This window comes from Kribbella sp. NPDC050820 (assembly GCF_040653975.1).
GTDB lineage: Bacteria > Actinomycetota > Actinomycetes > Propionibacteriales > Kribbellaceae > Kribbella.
Map to the genome: position 1 here is coordinate 30282 of NZ_JBFAHB010000035.1, position 17424 is coordinate 47705.

The following is a 17424-nucleotide window of genomic DNA, read 5'->3' on the forward strand; positions in this document are numbered from 1 at the left end:
CTTTTCTACCGGGGGTGAGAGATGAATCGGTATGGCATCAGGGGAACGATGGCGGCGACGATCTTGGCGGCCGGCTTGCTGGTCGCGGCGGCGCCATCCACGGCACACGGCAGTACGGCGGGGGCCGCAGCTGCCTGTGAGGTCAAAGCAGGGGCGGTGACGGCCGGCGGGGACCACTGGATCCAGGGGTTCCGGGCGACCGCGCCGATCACCCGGACAGAGAACAGGGTCGTTGCCCGGGGCCTCTATCCGGACGGCCAGGCCCGGCTCAGCAGCAGCTGGGAGTACGGGTCGCACGCGGAACTGCCCGGGACGATCCACTCCGGCTTGGTCACCTTGGGAACCGTGCTGTACGAGCACGGGTACGTGATGGAGCCGGACGGCAGCGGGCCCTTCGGATCGATGGATCGGATCGGGGGCGGCTGGGGAGCGTTCAAGGCGCTCGACCTGTCGACCGTCCTGACGTCGTCGACGACCGAGCGCTGGACCGGCTACGGTCTGCGGACCGACGGGATCCTGCAGCGCTGGAACGTCACCCACAACGCCGGGCAGCCGGTCTGGCGGCCCAGTGGTACGGCGACCGGGTTCGGGGCGGTCAAGGCGATGGCATTGATCAGCCAGACCAGGACCTACGACACGTTCCTGATGAACACCGGCAGCGGTGGGCTCTACACGGTCCGGATCCCGACCACGACCCCGATGAAGCCGGTGGTGAAGAAGGTTCGGAGCTCCACCTGGCAGGGGTTCGAGTCGCTGGTGACGGCGCGCTGCGGCAGCACCGGCACGCTGCTGCTCGGCATCGACAAGGACACCGGCAACGGCTACCTGTACGCCGTCGGCCACGGCGCCACCGTGATCAAGGGCCTCGGCAAGGTGCCCGGAACGTTCACCAACCCGGTGAACTTCTCCTGGCGCCGGGACCGCGACCTGCCGACCGGCGCGTGAGCTTCGGGCGGCCGGCGGTCCGATCCGCCGGCCGCTACCGCCGTCGTGGCTGAACCAGGCCCGACTCGTAGGCGGTGATGACGAGTTGGGCGCGGTCGCGGGCGTGGAGCTTGGCGAGCAGGTGGCCGATGTGCGTCTTCACAGTGCCGTGGCCGACGTGCAGGTGGTCGCAGATCTCCTTGTTGGACAGGCCGCGGGCGATCAGGGACAGGACCTCGCGCTCGCGCTCGGTCACGCCGTCGAGTCCGTGCAGCGGCGCCTGGCCGGGCTCGGCCAGGCGGGCGAACTCGGCGATCAGCCGGCGCGTGATGGAGGGTGCGAGCAGCCCTTCGCCGGCCGCCACGACTTTGATTGCCTGGAGCAACTCAGTGGGCGGGACGTCCTTCAGGAGGAACCCGCTCGCGCCGGCGCGCAGGGCGGCGTACACGGAGTCGTCCAGGTCGAACATCGTCAGGATCAGCACCCGCACCCCGGCGTCCTCGCGACAGAGTTGCCGCGTGGCCTCGATCCCGTCGAGTCGCGGCATCCGGACATCCATCAGGACGACGTCCGGCCGCTCGCGGCGGGCGAGCTCGACGGCTTCCACGCCGTCCGCTGCCTCGCCGACCGTCACGAGACCGGGAGTGGTGTCGATCAGCACCCGGAAGCTGCCGCGCAACAACGCCTGGTCGTCCGCCACCAGGACCCGGATGTCGGTCACGCGCGCACTCCGATCGGCAGTTGGACGACGACCTCGAAGCCGGTCGGCGATCGAGGCCCGGCCCGGAACGTCCCGCCGTACATGCTCACCCGCTCCCGGATCCCGATCAGCCCATGCCCTTCGGTCACCGTTCCGCCCACGCCGTCATCGGTTACTTCGAGCCGTACGGCGGATGCGTCACCGGAAACGTGCACCCGGCAACGACGTGCTCGCGCGTGTCTGGTGACGTTGGTCAAGCACTCCTGGACGATACGATGGACCGCCAGCTCGACCGCCTCCGGGAGCGGGTCGGTCACTTCGACGAGGAGTTCGACCTGGACCCCGGTGGATTCCACCCGGGCCGCCAGTTCCGGGAGCGCGGACAGACCTGCCGTCGGCGGCTCATCCGTCGTACGCAGGAGGCTGAGCATGTGGCGAAGCTCGACCAGTGCGTCGCGGCTCGTGGTTTCGATGACGGCCAGCGCGTCCGAGACCTCGTCGGGCTTGACGTGCAGGACGTGGTTGGCGACGCCGGCCTTGACCGCGATCAGTCCCATGCTGTGGGCAACGATGTCGTGCAGCTCGCGGGCGATCCGGAGCCGTTCGTCCGAGACCGCCTGCTCGGCGAGCGCTTGGGCCGCCCGCACCGCCGCGGCGCGCCGATCCCGGACCACGCGACCTAGCGTCCAGGCGCCGTACATGCCGGCCAGGCCGGTCAGCACCAGGACGACACTCGTCGAACCCTGCGGCGAGCCGCCGATCAGGGCGAGGACGAGGACGACGAAGGCGGTTCCGCCGCCCGCGCTGACCAGGCGCCTGGTTGCCGGCGGCCGTGGTCGCGCGTAGGTCAGGCCGACGACGTACAGGACGTAGCAGGCGGCCAGCAGCGGGTCGCGCAGGGTCTGGGTGGCGATCGCGGCGGCGGATGCGACGAGTACGGCGGCCAGCGTCGGCAGCGGCCAGATCCGTCGGATGGCGACCGGCACAGCGAGCGCCACCATCAAGATCAGGGACCACCAAGGAGCGTCCGAAGGAGCCGTGAAGGCGTACACGACGGCGATGAGGCAGTCGGCGGCGATCAACTGTCGCCGGGTCAACGCGGACTCCGTCACTCGACGAACCTAACCGACCGGCCGGCCGCCGACCTCGGACCCAGGTCTGTCGGCCCGCCGTCCGATGTGCTCGCCTGCCATCGACGGCAGCGTGGCCGGCATGGTCAAACTACTCACGATCGCTGCGCTCGCGATGAACGCGGTGACAGTGCCGGCACCGAGCCTGGACTGGGGCGAGTGCCCCGGTGGGCCGGGCGAGGTCGGGATCGAATGTGCGTCCATGCAGGTCCCGGTCGACTGGGACGACCCGGGCGGCCGGCAGCTCACCTTGATGGTCGGCAGGTTGCGCTCGACCGCCGCCAACCCGCAGGGCTCGGTGCTGGTCAACTTCGGCGGGCCGATGGGGATGAGCATCGACCTGATGCGCTCGTACGGCGGCGCCGAGGCGTTCGCCGGGTTGCGGCAGCAGATGGACATCGTCACCTGGGACATGCGCGGCGGACCCAACGTGCCCGGCTTGAGCACCAACCTGGACTGCGAGTGGAGTGGGGCGCGACTGCCGCGGCTGCCGCGCAACCAGGCCGAGTTCGACCGGCTCGCGGCGGCGAACCGGGCCGTGGCGTCGAAGTGCCAGGCGAAAGATCCACAACTGTTCGAGTCGATGGACTCGGCCAGCCAGGCGCACGACCTCGAGGCGATCCGGCAGGCGCTCGGCGAGTCGAAGGTCAACTTCTACGGGGCGTCGTACGGCGGCTTCCTGGCGCAGGCGTACGCCCGGCTCTACCCGCACCACGTCCGCGCCCTCGTGCTGGACGGGACCTGGAACCACAGCGCGGCCAACTGGGACCGTGAGTTGCCCAAGCTTGCGCGGGACGTGCAGAGCTTCCTGACGCGCTACTTCGATTGGTGCAAATGCTCACCGGCGCAGTGGCAACGGCTCGTGGCGAAGGCGAGTCGCACGCCGATCCCGGCTCCGGCAGCGGGGACGACGTACGACGGGAACGACCTGCGGGCGCTCGGACTCCAGCTCGCGAGGCGCGGGCCCGAGGCGTACCCGAAGCTGACCCAGGCGATCAAGCAGGCCCTCGCGGGTGACGCGTCCGGGTTCACGCCGGCTCGGCCCAACCCGCCGTACCCGTACACGCCGACGCCCGGCGTGGTCGAGTGCACCGACTGGCCGCGGCCGGCCAACCAGCGCGAGCTGCAGCGACAAGTACGGCGGATGGAGGCGGCAGCGCCGTACACGGGTGCATCCGGCACGATCGCCTACGCGATGTTGTCGTGTGTCGGCTGGCCGGTGCCGGTGCAGAACGAGCCGGCCGCGCTGCCGAAGGGACTGCCGCCGTTGCTGATGGCCGGCAACTGGAGCGAGTACGACTCGGCCGCGCGGGTGATCGACCAGGTCCCGGGGAGCGGGTCCGTGTACCACGACGGTCCGGGGCACACGCTCTACATGGTCAACGCCTGCGCCCGCGCGAAGATCGACGCCTACTTCGCGGACGGCGTCGTACCGCCGCGTGGTATCCGTTGTTGACACCAGTTAATTGCAGTAACTAGTGTCGCAAGATGATCACGGGACCGCACCAGCCGCGAACCATCAGCTACCTCGGACTGCGAGAGCTCGACGGGTGGCGGGTGAAGTACTACGGCATCGCGAAGAGCGGCCGGCCTGATGCTGCTCTGGTCGCGGCGGCTGAGCGTGCCGTGAAGCAACTGCCGACCTTCCTGGACGATGACGAGCCGCATGGCGTCGGGTTCGTCATCGTCCACGAGGCCGGCCGGCGTTCGTACGTCCTGATCGACTGGTGGGCCGCGCAGAACGAGATCCACCAGCGGATGCTGTCGGCTCCGGGCGACGAGCCGGACCAGCTCGCGCCACACTCGAGCGCTGCGATCGGCTGTGTCTGGGAGCTCGCGGTCACCGACTTCGAACGGCGCGCGTGGCTGCAGCATGTGCTCGCGAACCCCGGCGGCCCGGACCTCGACGCGTATCTCGCCGCCAGCTTCGAAGCCAAGCTATGACGTCCTTGCCCACGGACGTCGCCCTGGTCCACGCCTTCGTCAACACCCTCGACCTCCGCGAGTTCCGCCGTCACGGCGAACGCCTGCAGCCCCACGACACCTTGGATTCCCCGACTGCCCTGCGCGACTGGCTACGAGACCACGACCTCATCGAAAACCGCCAAGTCACCAAAGCGCACCTCGCGCAGGCGCTACGCCTTCGCACAGCCTTCCGCAACGGCACCAAGCAAACCCCCGGCGAGGCAACCCACCTGGACCTGACGCTCACCGTCACCGTCGATCCAGACTCCGGTGTCGCGCTGTCCCCCGCAGGTGCCGGCGTCGAGGCAGCCCTCACCAAACTCCTCCTGACCGCCGCCGACCTCACTGCTCGCGGCCGGTGGACCCGGCTCAAGATGTGCCCTGCCGACGACTGCCACTGGATCTTCTACGACCAGTCCCGCCCGGGCCGCGCCCGCTGGTGCTCGCCCGACCGCTGCGGCAATCGGACCAAAACCCGCGCCTACCGCGAACGCCGTACCTGAGGAAATCCGCTGGCCCCGCCGGGAGCGCGGTGGCTAGGGTGCGGGGGAGTCGAGAGTGCGAGGAGTTGGTGATGGTCGGTCGCCCCGGCACGCGCTGACGCACCTGTCATCGCGTGCTGCTTCGGTGGAGGTGGCACGGTTTCCCCTGCCCGGATTCGGGCTGACTCGAAGGAATCCTTGTGCCGTCTTTGTGGGCGGAAGCCGACTTTCGCAAGCTCTGGATCGGCCAGAGCGCCTCGTTGTTCGCCGCCTACGCCAGTCAGGTGACGCTGCCGTTGGTAGCGGTCGTCTCGCTCGGCGCCAGTGCTGCTCAGCTCGGCGGCCTGCGGGCCGCGCAGCAGGTACCGATCCTGCTGGTCTCCCTGTTCGTCGGCGTGCTGGTCGACCGGTGGCGAGCGCGCCGGATGATGGTGTACGCCGACCTCGGCCGGGCCGTCCTGCTCGGGCTCGTCCCGATCGCGTGGACGCTCGGGCTGCCGTTCCTGTACGTCGTCGCGTTCGTCATCGGCGTGTTCAGCGTGTGCTTCGACGTCGCCTGCCAGGCGTCCTTCACGCGGCTGGTCCGCCAGGATCAGCTTGCCCAGGGCAACAGCATCCTTGAGGGCAGCAAGTCGGCGGCGCAGATCTCCGGGCCGGCGATCGGCGGTGCGCTGGTGTCGTTGCTCACCGCACCGCTCGCGGTGCTGGGGAGCGCGGTCGGCTTCCTGGTCTCGGTCGTCTCGATCTGGCGTCTTCCCGACGCCCGGCCGGTCGCCCCGTCCGGCGGCATCCGGGACGGGCTGTGGCTGGTCGTCCGCGACAGCTCGCTGCGGGCGATCGCGATGGCGACCTGCGTCTACCAGTTCTTCTTCACCGCCATGATGACGGTGTACATCCTGTTCCTGTCCCGCTCGCTCGAACTGCCGGGCGCGGCCATGGGTCTCGTCCTGGCGGCCTTCGGCCCGGGTGCGTTGGCCGGGTCGCTGCTCTCCAGCCGGATGCCGCGCTGGTTCGGCTACGGCCGAGTCGTCGTCTTCGCCGCGCTCATCTCCGACCTGGTGATGCTCTCGACCGCCGCCTTGCACGGCTCGACCACGGTCACCGTGGCCGCCCTCGTCACCATCAACTTCCTGTACGGCGTCTTCAGCCAAACCGTCGACGTGGCCATCATGGCGATCCGCCAAGCCGTCACCCCGGACACCGTGCAGGGCCGAGTGGTGGCCACCATCGCCTTCCTCGGCATGGGTCTGACCCCGGTCGGCGCCTTGCTCGGCGGCGCAGCGGCCGGCGTCTTCGGCGTCCGGGCAGCCCTCGCCGCCACGATCGCCGGTCTGTTCCTGTCCCCGCTGACCCTCAGCCTGTCCCCACTGGCACGCCTCGGCCGGATAGTCCGGTGAGGCGGGCTGCGCACTCGGCCGCCACGGCCTGGCAGAAAGACTCAGGGGTGTCGGGCTCGGGGATGACGTGGTGAACGGCCCCGACAGATTCGAGTGCCGCGGCGGTGATGCGTTGTGATGCGGCCATCTGGGGAGCGTGGTGGTTCCTTCTTCCGGGGATGCCTACTTGGCAGTATTTGGCTCAGTGGCCTAGCCAATAGCCCAATGGGCCAGTTGTCAATAAGCTGGGTTGTATGGACTCGCCGCTGCCCGGAAGACTGGTACCGCCTCGTCCGGTACTTCGGTCGCGCCTCTACGAGCAGGTCGCCGACCAGATCTCCACCTGGATCAAGGAGAACGGCCTGCTGCCCGGTGACCGCCTGCCACCGGAGCGTGAACTGGCCCAGCGGCTCGGCGTCAGCCGGGCGACCCTGAGCCAGGCGCTGGTCGCGCTGGAGGTGATCGGCGTGGTCGTGGTCCGGCACGGCGATGGGACAGTGCTGACCGAGCGGGCCCGGACTGGAGCGGTGATCGAGGCGATCCGCGCGCATGCCGATCGGTTGCCGGAGATCATCGAGGCCCGCGACGCGCTCGAGTCGAAGCTGGCCGCGCTGGCAGCGGTACGGCGTACCGACGACGACCTCACCGCGATCCGGGCGGCGCTCGACCGGATGGAGCGCGACATCGAGACCGGCGGACGCGGGGTGGACGCGGACGAGCAGCTCCACGGCGCGATCACCGCGGCGGCGCGGTCGGAGTTGCTCACCCAGATGATGGCGGCGATCCACGACCTGATCCGGGAGACCCGGTCGGAGTCGCTGTCCCAGCCGGGGCGGCCGCGCGAGTCGCTGGCCGGTCACCGGAAGGTGGCGGACGCGATCGCGGCCGGTGACCCGGATGCCGCGGCCGCAGCGATGCACGAGCACGTCATGCTGGTCTCCGACGTCGCGCTGCTCCGCGAGCAGTCGTGACGGGTCCCGAACATCTGGCGGTGGTCGCTGCGGGTCTCGGCGCCGGCGTGTTGACGTCGACGGTCGGGGTCGCGTCGTTGCTCAGCTTCCCGGTGCTGATCGCGCTCGGGATCCCGCCGGTCGTGGCGAACGTGTCCAACACCGTCGGCCTGCTTCCGGCCGCGGCCAGTGGGTCGTTCGGGTACCGGCGCGAGCTTCGCGAAGTGCCGCGAGCTCACTCAGTTGCCGTCGTACTGACCTGTGCGATCGGCGCGATCGGTGGCGCGGCGCTGCTGCTGGCGTTGCCGCCCGGGGTGTTCGCGTCGCTGGCGCCGTGGCTGATTCTGTTCACCTGCCTGATCGTCGGCGTGCAGCCGTGGATCACGAAGTGGCTGCGGTCGCGGCACGAGGGCCCGCACGCCGAGCGGACCACGATGTCGCCGGCAACCACGTTCTTCGCCGCGCTGACCGGCGTGTACGGCGGCTACTTCGGCGCCGGCGCGGGCGTGATGATGATGGCGGTGCTCGGCCTCGGCCTCGATCTCGACCTGCGCATCGTCAACGCCCTGAAGACCCTCGCGCTGCTGGCCGCGAACCTCGTCGCCGGCCTCATCTTCGTCTTCGTCGCCGACCTCGACGTCACCGCCGCCGGCCTCCTGGCCGCCGGCTCCGTCGTCGGCGGCTACGTAGGCTCCCACATCGGCCGCCGCCTCCCGGCAACGCTGCTGCGCGTGCTGATCGTGGTCGCCGGGGTGACGGCCGCGGTCCTGATGCTGGGCTAGGCCGAGGTTATGCTCGAGCCGTCTTCTGCTGGGGAAGGAGCCCGATGACGGCACTACCGAACGACCTGCCCATCGTCGAGCGGGACGTGGTCCGGCTCGTTGTCCGCGACGACCAGGACCGGATCCTGCTCTTCCACACCCGCGAGTTCGGCGCCCCGGAGTTGGGGGTCTGGTGGGAACTCCCCGGTGGCGGCATCGATCCGGGGGAGACCGTGGTGGACACGGCGCTGCGCGAGTTGCAGGAGGAGACGGGAATCGTTGCCACGGCCGACCAGGTGGGGTCACCGACCTGGCGCCGTACGGCGGCCTTCCGGCATCGGGCGGCCCGGCACCTGCAGCACGAGGTGGTGTGCCAGGTGCGGCTCAGCGGACCGGGGCCGGACATCGACGAGTCCGGGCGGTTCGACGACGAGAAAGAGGACTACTTCGGCTTCCGGTGGTGGCCGATCGCCGAGGTGGTCGCCAGCGAGGAGCTGTTCTACCCGCGGAACCTGCCGGGCCTGCTGACCGGCTTCCTGGCCGGTGAGGAGATCGACGAGCCGTTCGAGCTCTGGTCCTGATCCGCTAGAGGTGCTGGGTGATCGCGGCGGCTGCGATCAGGAGGCAGATGGCGCCGTTCAGGTAGCGGTGGGTGTAGAGGATGGCGACGAACTCGCGGATGGTTGCCGTCGGCCAGTAGTAGGTGGCGGTCGGGGAGCCGACGACCTGGCCGTTGACCTTCGCCCGGCGGGCGGTGAGGGCGGCGCGGAAGGCGTGGAAGTTGTTCGTCACGATCAGGCAGCGGTACTTCGGCTTCCGGGCGACCATGAGTTCACGGCTGAAGGTCAGGTTCTCCCACGTGCTGGTCGACTTGTCTTCCCGCAGCACCCGGTCGGCCGGCACCCCGCGCTCGATCAGGTACGACGCCATCGCGTGCGACTCGGGGATGTCCTCGTCCGGGCCCTGGCCGCCGGAGGTGATGATCACCGGTGAGCGGCCCTTGCGCAGCGCCCGGTCGTACACCTGCTTCGCGCGGTCCAGCCGGCTCGCGAGCAGCGGCGGGACCCGGGAACCGCGCAGGCCGGAGCCGAGGACGATGATGAAGTCGACCTTCCGGGACGAGCGGACCCGGCTGTAGACGAAGGCGTAGGCGAGGAAGCAGACGAACAGGAACGAGATGTAGGTCAGGACGCCGATCAGGACCGACCGGACCGCGGCGAGTGGTTCCCAGCCGAGCTGCTGGACGGCGATGCCGAAGACGACCAGGCCGATGATGCCGAGACCCGCGGCGAGGGACAGCAGGTTGGCCGGGCGACGGCCTTCGCGGCGCAGCATCGTGATGCCGTTGACCACCAGGAACACCGCGAGGACGGCGATCGTCACCGGGATGGCGGCCAGGATCGCGACCACGAGCAGCCGGGCGGCGGTGTCCGAGACCGCGTCCAGCGCGAAGATCACGCCGAGCCCGGCGAACATCAGCGTCAGCACCAGGAAGATCCCGTTCCGGAACAACCGCCGGTCCCGCCAGAAACTCAGGCAGAACACCAGGAACCAGAACCCGGCCGCCCCGAAACAGATGATCATCGGGAGCCATCCAACCACGCTGTCCGTCAGGTGGAGTCGCGCCTTACCAGAGTGGTTCCGACGCGTTCGAACTGCTCCCCGCCGCCCGAAACCTTTCGCCGTACTCCAAGGGATAAGACCGTCCTGCCCGGGCGTGGGCGGATGTGCGAGAGTCGGGCCGGAGAGAAGGGGCCATCGATGACACAGCTGACCAACTGGGCCGGGAACATCAGCTTCGAGAGTCCGCTCGAGCGGCCGGCGTCGGTGCCCGAGCTGCAGGAGCTCGTCGCCCGGAACGAGAAGGTGCGCGTGCTCGGCACCGGGCATTCGTTCAACCGGATCGCCGACAGCACCGGCACGCTGGTCACGGTCGCAGACCTGCCGAAGGTGATCGAGGTCGGCGACGGCGGCGTGACCGTCTCGGCCGGGCTCCGGTACGGCGAGATCACCGCGGCCCTGCAGTCCCGCGGACTCGCCCTGCACAACCTCGGTTCGCTGCCACACATCTCGGTCGCCGGCGCCTGCTCGACCGGGACGCACGGCTCCGGTGACACCAACGGCCCGCTGGCGGACGCGGTCAACGCGATCACGTTCGTCGACGCGTCCGGCGAGTTGGTCACGCTGACCCGCGGCGACGCCGACTTCGCCGGCTCGATCATCTCGGTCGGCGCGCTCGGGGTGACGGTGAGCCTGACGCTCGACGTGCAACCGTCGTACGAGATCAGCCAGGTCGTGTACGACGGATTGCCGGTCGATCGGCTCGGATCCGACTTCGCCGAGGTGATGGGCAGCGCGTACAGCGTCAGCGCGTTCACCGACTGGGTCGACCCGGACGTGATGGTCTGGCGCAAGCAGCGCGCGGGTGCGCCGATCGAACCCGACTGGCTCGGTGCGCACGTCGCCGACGGAGCCCGGCACCCGATCAAGACGATGCCGGCCGACTACGCCACCCAGCAGGGCGGTGTGCCGGGGCCGTGGAACGAGCGGCTGCCGCACTTCCGGCTCGAGTTCACCCCGAGCAACGGCGACGAGCTGCAGTCCGAGTACTTCGTGCCGCGGGCCAAGGCCGCCGAGTCCTTCGAGGTCTTGCGAGCCCTGGGCAACCAGCTGGCGCCGGTCATCCAGGTGTCCGAGGTACGCACGATCGCCGCCGACGAGCTGTGGCTGAGCCCGAGCCAGGGCCGTGACACGGTCGCCCTGCACTTCACCTGGATCCAGGACGAGGCCGCCGTACGCCCGGTCGTGCTCGCGCTCGAGGAGGCGCTCAACCCGCTCGGCGCCCGGCCGCACTGGGGGAAGGTCTTCGCGGCCGACGCGGCGTACCTGCGCTCGTGCTACCCGAAGGTCGCCGACTTCATCGACCTGGCCGCGAAGTACGACCCGAACGGCAAGTTCCGCAACCCTTACCTGGACACCTATTTACCCGCTCAAGCCTGATCCATCGGCTCGAGGGTTGTCGTGATGGTCCACAGCAGGTTGCGGAGCACGCGACGGTCCTCGGGGCTGAGCGCGGCGAGGGCGCGGCGGCCGGCCCGGTCGTAGATCTTCTGGACGGTCTTGGCCAGCTCGGCGCCGCGGTCGGTGAGCTCGATGCTGACCTGACGGGCGTCGGTCGAGTTCTTCACCCGGCGTACCAAACCGGCGGTCTCCATCCGCTGGGTGGTCTTGGTCGCGGTCGGCACCTCGACGTCGAGCACCTTCGCCAGCTTGGCGACCGGCAGCGAGCCGTGGTGCAGGAGCTTGGCCAGCACGAGCTCCTGCCCGGTGTGCAGGCCGGTGCCGGCCAGCTCCTCGGCGACCGCCTTGCGGGCCGCGCGGTCCGCGAACCGCATCGCGACCAGCACGTCCGCCTCACTGGCCGGCGCGTCGGCGGGCCATGCCTGGGGTTCAGTGCTCACATGTGGCTCCGCGAGAGGAACGGATTCCGGGCGTCGTAGTCGCCGACGTACTCGGTCGGGATGGCGGCCTCGCCGCGGCTCAGCTGGCTGGCGTAGCGCGGGAGCTCGTCGCGGACCTTCAGGTGGTGCGCCTGGGACTCCTCGGGCGTGGTGCGGCCGACGATCTTGCCGCCCTCGACCAGGACCTTCAGCAGCTCGCGGTCGTCGCCGTCGTCCGCCGGCGGCTCGCCGACGCCGATCAGCTCGACCTCGGCGACCCCGGCGGCCGTGCGCCGGCGCAACGCCCACTTCCGGCCGCCGATCGAGATCTTGTCCGGACTCTTCTTCGCCACCGGGAGCAGCGTGCCGTCGGCGTCCTCGCGGGCGACCAGCTTGTAGACGAACCCGCTGGTCGGGTGGCCGCTCCCCGTGACCAGCGCGGTCCCCACGCCGTACCCGTCGACCGGCGCCGGCGCCAGGGCGGCGATCTGGAACTCGTCCAGGTCGCTGGTGACGATGATCCGGGTCTTGGTCGCGCCGAGCGAGTCAAGCTGCTCACGGACCTGGCCGGCCAGCGACGGCAGGTCGCCGGAGTCCAGCCGGACCGCGCCCAGCTCGGGCCCGGTGATGTCGATCGCGGTCCGGACCGCCTCGGCCACGTCGTAGGTGTCCACGAGCAGCGTCGTTCCCTTGCCGAGGGCATCGACCTGGGAGGTGAACGCCTCCCGCTCCTTGTCGTGCAGCAGGGTGAACGAGTGCGCCGCCGTACCGGTGCTGGGGATGCCGAACCGGCGGGCGGCCTCCAGGTTCGAGGTGGCGGTGAAGCCGCCGATGTACGCCGCCAGCGCGGCGGCGACCGCGGCCTCCTCGTGGGTCCGGCGCGAGCCCATCTCGATACACGGCCGGCCGCCGGCCCACCAGGTCATCCGGGACGCCGCCGAGGCGACCGCGGAGTCGTGGTTCAGGATGGACAAGAAAACGGTTTCCAGGAGCACCGCCTCGGCGAAGCTGGACTCCACCACCAGCACCGGGGAGCCCGGGAAGTAGATCTCGCCGTCGGCGTAACCGGAGATGTCGCCGGTGAACCGGTAGTCCGCGAGCCAGTCGCGGGTAGCCTGGTCCACGACACCCCGATCGGCCAGGAACGCGATCGACTGCTCGTCGAAGCGGAACCGGTCGAGCGCGTCGAGCAACCGGTTCACGCCGGCCACCACGCCGTACCGGCGGCCGTCCGGGAGCCGGCGGGCGAACAGCTCGAAGACCGATCGGCGATGCGCCGTGCCGTCGGCCAGGCTGGCCTGCAGCATGGTGAGCTCGTAGTGGTCTGTCAGCAGCGCGGTCGAGTGCGTCACAAGGGCAGCCTATTGCGAACGACGAACCGATGATGGAGAGAATGGACCGGTGAGCACCGCACCCAGCGAACTCGAGAGCCCCGAGGTCGACGAGGCGATCGAGCTGAGCCCGCCGTGGGTGACGATCGTCTGGAACGACCCGGTCAACCTGATGGACTACGTCACCTTCGTGTTCCAGACCTACTTCGGCTACTCCAAGCACAAGGCGGAGAAGCTGATGCTGCAGGTCCACCAGGAGGGCAAGTCGGCGGTGTCGAACGGGAACCGAGAGGCGATGGAACGCGACGTCGAAGCCATGCACTCCTACGGCCTGTGGGCCACCTGCGAGAAGTCGTGACACGGTTCCGCAAGCGCCGCAAGACCGTCGTCGTCAGTTTCGCCGAGCACGAGGCGGACATCCTGGCGAACCTGCTCCGCAACCTGGTCGAGCTCCTGTACGACGGGATGCCGCCGCGCGCCACCGAGTCGTCGGACCCGCTCGCCGCGCTGCTCGACAGTGACGGGCCGACGTCGCCGCCGGAGGACGTCGTACTGCAGCGGCTGCTGCCGGACGCGTACTCCGAGGACGACATGGCGTCGGCGGAGTTCCGCCGGTTCACCGAGCGCGGGCTGCGCGACGGCAAGATCACCGACGCCAAGCGGGTGCTGTCCGCCCTGGAGGAGTCCGGCGCCGACGAGATCGCCCTCGAGCCCGACGAGCAGCTGTCCTGGCTGCGAGCTCTCAACGATCTCCGGCTGGCGATCGGCACCCGCCTGGACATCAAAGAAGAAGACGACTACGCCACCTGGGAGAAACTCCCCGACGACGACCCCCGCCGCCTCACCTACGACCTCTACGACTGGCTCGGCTACCTCCAGTCAGCCTTACTCCACAACATTCGCTGAAGCCCGGCCACCGCCTTCGGCGGCGGCTGCTGGTTCGGCGCCTTTAGCGCGTTGCAGGCCGTGATCGCGCTCCAGGCAGGTGGGCGAAGGTGGGTGTGGTTGCTGCAGATGAGATCTGCCGACGGGACGTAGGGGTCAGGTGGCATGTGGTTCCCGCCTGAGCGCCGGCCGGCAGGGCGGAGACCTCCTGTCCGTCGGCGCCACTAGGCAGACCCTGAGTCCACACCCGTCAGGACGGGGGGATATCCACTGGTGTTGTGCCTCCTCCGGGCGTGTGTCAGGGGAGAAGGCGTGACGCGCGGGGTTATCCGTCCGCGGGGGGCGGTCGGTTGGTGCCGCGCTTACGATCGGCGGGTGAGTTATCCGAGGACTGGTGGGCGGCTGGGTGGGGTTCCGGACTTTCCGGGGGTTGAGCTTGGGGTGCTCGAGTACTGGGAGCGGGACGGGACGTTTCAGGCGTCGGTGGACGGGCGGGAGGCGGGGCAGGACGGGAGTAACGAGTTCGTCTTCTACGACGGGCCGCCGTTTGCCAACGGGTTGCCGCACTACGGGCATCTGCTGACCGGGTACGTGAAGGATGTCGTGCCGCGGTACCAGACGATGCGGGGACGGCGGGTCGAGCGGCGGTTCGCGTGGGACACGCATGGGCTGCCGGCCGAGCTGGAGGCGCAGCGGGTGCTCGGGCTGAAGACGAAGGCGGACATCCTCGAGCTCGGGATCGAGAAGTTCAACGAGGCCTGCCGCGCCTCGGTGCTCAAGTACACCGGTGAGTGGCGCAGCTACGTCACCCGGCAGGCCCGCTGGGTCGACTTCGACAACGACTACAAGACGCTCAACCGCGACTACATGGAGTCGGTGATCTGGGCGTTCAAGACGCTCTACGACAAGGGCCTCGTGTACGAGGGACTGCGGGTCCTTCCGTACTGCTGGAACGACGAGACCCCGCTGTCCAACCACGAGCTGCGGATGGACGACGACGTCTACCAGCCGCGCCAGGACCCCTCGATCACGGTCGCGGTCGAGTTGGAGACTGGCGAGCGGCTGCTCGCCTGGACGACCACCCCGTGGACCCTGCCGAGCAACCTGGCGATGGCCGTCGGCCCGGACCTCGACTACGTCGTCGTGAACGATGCCGAGGGTCGTCCGGTGATCCTGGCCGAGGCGCGGCTGGCGGCGTACGCCGGTGCGCACGGCGACTTCGCCGGCCTCGGAGGCGAGGTGCTCCGCCGGCTCAAGGGGTCGGAGCTGATCGGCCGCCGCTACACCCCGCTGTTCGACTTCCTGGCCGGCACCGCCAACGCGTTCCAGATCATCGCCGCCGAGCACGTCACCACCGACGAGGGCACGGGCGTCGTGCACATGGCTCCCGCGTACGGCGAGGAGGACCAGACCGCCTGTGAAGCGGTCGGGATCCCGACCGTGCTGACCGTGGACGACGGAGCGCGGTTCACCGGCGTCGTCCCGCCGTACCAGGGGTTGCATGTCTTCGAGGCGAACCGGCCGATCATCCGGGACCTGCGGGCGTCCGGCGCGCTCGTCCGCGAGGACAGCTACGTGCACAGCTACCCGCACTGCTGGCGGTGCCGGAACCCGCTGATCTACAAGGCGGTGTCGAGCTGGTTCGTCGAGGTGACCCGGGTCCGGGACCGGATGGTCGAGCTGAACGAGCAGATCACCTGGGTCCCGGAGCACGTGAAGCACGGGCAGTTCGGCAAGTGGCTGTCGAACGCGCGGGACTGGTCGATCAGCCGGAACCGGTTCTGGGGCTCGCCGATCCCGGTGTGGCGGTCGGACGATCCGTCGTACCCGCGGATCGACGTGTACGGGTCGATCGAGGAGCTCGAGCTGGACTTCGGGGTGCCGGTCACCGATCTGCATCGCCCGTACGTCGACCAGCTGACCAGACCGAATCCGGACGACCCGACCGGGCGGTCCACGATGCGCCGGGTGCCCGACGTGCTGGACGTGTGGTTCGACTCGGGATCGATGAGTTTCGCGCAGGTGCACTACCCGTTCGAGAACACGACGTGGTTCGAGCACCACTTCCCCGGCGACTTCATCGTCGAGTACATCGGCCAGACGCGCGGCTGGTTCTACACGCTGCACGTGCTGTCGACCGCGTTGTTCGACCGGCCCGCGTTCTCGTCCTGCCTGAGCCACGGGATCGTGCTCGGCAACGACGGGCAGAAGATGAGCAAGTCGCTGCGCAACTACCCGGACGTGACCGAGGTGTTCGACCGGGACGGCGCGGACGCTATGCGGTGGTTCCTGATGTCCAGCCCGATCCTGCGCGGCGGCAACCTGGTCGTCACCGAGCAGGGCATCCGGGACGGCGTCCGGCAGGTGCTGATCCCGCTGTGGAACGCGTGGTACTTCTTCGCGCTGTACGCGAACGCAGCGGGCGCGTCGGGATCCTGGTCGACCGCGTCGACCGACCTGCTGGACCGTTACCTGCTCGCCCGCCTGCGGATCTTCGTCGGCGACGTCCAGGACCGGCTCGACCGCTACGACATCGCGTCCGCCTGCGACGCGGTGAACGACTACCTCGAGGTGCTGACGAACTGGTACATCCGGCGCTCCCGGGACCGGTTCTGGGCCGGCTCGGCGGAGGCGATCGACACGCTCTACACGGCGCTCGAGGTGGTCTGCCGGACCGCGGCGCCGCTGCTGCCGCTGGTGTCCGAGGAGGTGTGGCGCGGTCTGACCGGGGAGCGGTCCGTCCACCTGACCGACTGGCCGACGGCTTCCGACCTGCCGGAGGACGCCGGCCTGGTCGCGCGGATGGACCGGGTTCGGGAGATCTGCTCGGTTGCATCGTCGATCCGCAAGACGGCCGGGATTCGGGCCCGGCAACCGCTGCAGCGGCTCACCGTCGCGGCTGCCGACGCCGAGGAACTGCAGGCACTGGCTCCGATCATCAGCGCGGAGGTCAACGTGCGGGAGGTCGTGCTGACGTCGGCGGATGCGGCGGATGCGCCGGTGTCGCAGCGGCTGACGGTCAACGCACGGGCGGCCGGACCGCGGCTCGGGCGGGACGTGCAGTCGGTGATCAAGGCTTCCAAGTCAGGTGACTGGTCGGTCTCCGCCGATGGTGTTGTGGTTGCCGGTGGCATCGAGTTGGCGGAGGGCGAGTACACGCTGGAGACCACGCTGGCCGAGGGCGGGGCTGCGAGTGGACTGCTGGCCGGCGGCGGCTTCGTCGTACTGGACACTGGTCTGACGCCTGAGCTGGAAGCCGAGGGGGTGGCGCGTGACGTGATCCGGTCGCTCCTGCAGGCGCGGCGGGACGCCGGTCTGGAGGTGACGGATCGGGTGCGGTTCTCGGTGACGGCGCCGGCCGAGGTGGTCGCCGCGGTCGAGGTGCATCGCGAGTTGATCATGGGGGAGACGCTGGCGGTGGAGCTCGCGTTGGCGGAGGGTCCCGAGGTGCGGGTCGAGGTCACTCCCTAGGGTTGGCCC

Annotated in this window: 17 protein-coding genes; 12 read left to right on the forward strand and 5 right to left on the reverse strand. The window is 69.5% G+C overall.

The genetic code is table 11. From position 1 onward, the window contains the following. Positions 1-48 precede the first annotated feature (48 nt). The gene (locus tag AB0H36_RS26725) at positions 49-945 is read left to right on the forward strand and encodes a hypothetical protein (RefSeq protein ID WP_360528920.1); all 897 of its coding nucleotides are present in this window, start codon (positions 49-51) and stop codon (positions 943-945) included. 34 nt (positions 946-979) lie between these two features. Here the strand turns inward: AB0H36_RS26725 and AB0H36_RS26730 are convergent, their stop codons facing one another. Continuing rightward, positions 980-1645: a response regulator transcription factor gene (locus AB0H36_RS26730; protein ID WP_360528923.1), complete on the reverse strand. Its 666-nt coding sequence runs from the start codon at positions 1643-1645 to the stop codon at positions 980-982. Then, positions 1642-2736, reverse strand: coding sequence for a sensor histidine kinase (locus AB0H36_RS26735; RefSeq protein WP_360528926.1), 1095 nt, complete (start codon positions 2734-2736; stop codon positions 1642-1644). The genes AB0H36_RS26730 and AB0H36_RS26735 overlap by 4 nt, the downstream gene beginning before the upstream one ends. Positions 2737-2836: 100 nt before the next feature. Here AB0H36_RS26735 and AB0H36_RS26740 point away from each other — a divergent pair, with 100 nt between their 5' ends. The 7 genes from AB0H36_RS26740 (at position 2837) to AB0H36_RS26770 (ending at position 8869) form a co-directional block, all read left to right on the forward strand. Continuing rightward, on the forward strand, positions 2837-4210 hold the full coding sequence (locus AB0H36_RS26740) for an alpha/beta fold hydrolase (RefSeq protein ID WP_360528929.1): 1374 nt from the start codon (positions 2837-2839) through the stop codon (positions 4208-4210). Positions 4211-4242: 32 nt separating this feature from the next. Next, the gene (locus tag AB0H36_RS26745; RefSeq protein WP_360528932.1) at positions 4243-4698 is read left to right on the forward strand and encodes a hypothetical protein; all 456 of its coding nucleotides are present in this window, start codon (positions 4243-4245) and stop codon (positions 4696-4698) included. Next, positions 4695-5222, forward strand: coding sequence for a CGNR zinc finger domain-containing protein (locus AB0H36_RS26750; protein ID WP_360528935.1), 528 nt, complete (start codon positions 4695-4697; stop codon positions 5220-5222). Before AB0H36_RS26745 ends, AB0H36_RS26750 begins: the two co-directional genes overlap by 4 nt. A 179-nt stretch (positions 5223-5401) precedes the next feature. After that, positions 5402-6598: an MFS transporter gene (locus AB0H36_RS26755; protein ID WP_360528938.1), complete on the forward strand. Its 1197-nt coding sequence runs from the start codon at positions 5402-5404 to the stop codon at positions 6596-6598. 233 nt (positions 6599-6831) lie between these two features. Beyond that, complete coding sequence (locus AB0H36_RS26760) at positions 6832-7548, forward strand: FCD domain-containing protein (protein WP_360528941.1); 717 nt, start codon at positions 6832-6834, stop codon at positions 7546-7548. After that, positions 7545-8309: a sulfite exporter TauE/SafE family protein gene (locus AB0H36_RS26765; protein ID WP_360528944.1), complete on the forward strand. Its 765-nt coding sequence runs from the start codon at positions 7545-7547 to the stop codon at positions 8307-8309. Before AB0H36_RS26760 ends, AB0H36_RS26765 begins: the two co-directional genes overlap by 4 nt. A 44-nt stretch (positions 8310-8353) precedes the next feature. Then, complete coding sequence (locus tag AB0H36_RS26770) at positions 8354-8869, forward strand: NUDIX domain-containing protein (RefSeq protein WP_360528947.1); 516 nt, start codon at positions 8354-8356, stop codon at positions 8867-8869. A gap of 4 nt (positions 8870-8873) precedes the next feature. Here the strand turns inward: AB0H36_RS26770 and AB0H36_RS26775 are convergent, their stop codons facing one another. Beyond that, a complete protein-coding gene (locus tag AB0H36_RS26775) occupies positions 8874-9872 on the reverse strand; it encodes an ElyC/SanA/YdcF family protein (RefSeq protein ID WP_360528950.1) in 999 nt (332 codons plus the stop codon). Between the two features lie 177 nt (positions 9873-10049). On the opposite strand from AB0H36_RS26775, the gene AB0H36_RS26780 reads away from it, so the two are divergent. After that, on the forward strand, positions 10050-11288 hold the full coding sequence (locus AB0H36_RS26780) for a D-arabinono-1,4-lactone oxidase (RefSeq protein WP_360528953.1): 1239 nt from the start codon (positions 10050-10052) through the stop codon (positions 11286-11288). Here AB0H36_RS26780 and AB0H36_RS26785 read toward each other — a convergent pair. Together AB0H36_RS26785 and AB0H36_RS26790 are read right to left on the reverse strand one after the other, a co-directional pair. Then, positions 11279-11749 (reverse strand): MarR family transcriptional regulator, encoded by a 471-nt coding sequence (locus tag AB0H36_RS26785; protein ID WP_360528956.1) that lies wholly within the window; start codon positions 11747-11749, stop codon positions 11279-11281. The genes AB0H36_RS26780 and AB0H36_RS26785 overlap by 10 nt on opposite strands. After that, complete coding sequence (locus AB0H36_RS26790) at positions 11746-13080, reverse strand: nicotinate phosphoribosyltransferase (protein ID WP_360528959.1); 1335 nt, start codon at positions 13078-13080, stop codon at positions 11746-11748. The genes AB0H36_RS26785 and AB0H36_RS26790 overlap by 4 nt, the downstream gene beginning before the upstream one ends. 49 nt (positions 13081-13129) lie before the next feature. Between AB0H36_RS26790 and clpS the strand changes: the two genes are divergently transcribed. The 3 genes from clpS (at position 13130) to ileS (ending at position 17415) form a co-directional block, all read left to right on the forward strand. After that, positions 13130-13417 carry an ATP-dependent Clp protease adapter ClpS gene (clpS, locus tag AB0H36_RS26795; protein WP_131361796.1) on the forward strand — a complete coding sequence of 96 codons (288 nt, stop codon included), beginning with the start codon at positions 13130-13132 and terminating at the stop codon, positions 13415-13417. Continuing rightward, on the forward strand, positions 13414-13965 hold the full coding sequence (locus AB0H36_RS26800; protein WP_360528962.1) for a DUF2017 domain-containing protein: 552 nt from the start codon (positions 13414-13416) through the stop codon (positions 13963-13965). Before clpS ends, AB0H36_RS26800 begins: the two co-directional genes overlap by 4 nt. A 354-nt stretch (positions 13966-14319) precedes the next feature. After that, positions 14320-17415, forward strand: coding sequence for an isoleucine--tRNA ligase (gene ileS, locus AB0H36_RS26805; protein ID WP_360528965.1), 3096 nt, complete (start codon positions 14320-14322; stop codon positions 17413-17415). Positions 17416-17424: the final 9 nt, after the last annotated feature.

What these genes read in the sequence shown, in the direction of transcription:
- AB0H36_RS26780 (WP_360528953.1), top strand. Translation starts at nt 10,050, where the DNA reads ATGACACAGCTGACCAACTGGGCCGGGAACATCAGCTTCGAGAGTCCG.
- AB0H36_RS26740 (WP_360528929.1), top strand. Translation starts at nt 2,837, where the DNA reads ATGGTCAAACTACTCACGATCGCTGCGCTCGCGATGAACGCGGTGACA.
- AB0H36_RS26760 (WP_360528941.1), top strand. Translation starts at nt 6,832, where the DNA reads ATGGACTCGCCGCTGCCCGGAAGACTGGTACCGCCTCGTCCGGTACTT.
- AB0H36_RS26750 (WP_360528935.1), top strand. Translation starts at nt 4,695, where the DNA reads ATGACGTCCTTGCCCACGGACGTCGCCCTGGTCCACGCCTTCGTCAAC.
- AB0H36_RS26745 (WP_360528932.1), top strand. Translation starts at nt 4,243, where the DNA reads ATGATCACGGGACCGCACCAGCCGCGAACCATCAGCTACCTCGGACTG.
- AB0H36_RS26770 (WP_360528947.1), top strand. Translation starts at nt 8,354, where the DNA reads ATGACGGCACTACCGAACGACCTGCCCATCGTCGAGCGGGACGTGGTC.
- AB0H36_RS26725 (WP_360528920.1), top strand. Translation starts at nt 49, where the DNA reads ATGGCGGCGACGATCTTGGCGGCCGGCTTGCTGGTCGCGGCGGCGCCA.
- AB0H36_RS26775 (WP_360528950.1), bottom strand. Translation starts at nt 9,872, where the DNA reads ATGATCATCTGTTTCGGGGCGGCCGGGTTCTGGTTCCTGGTGTTCTGC.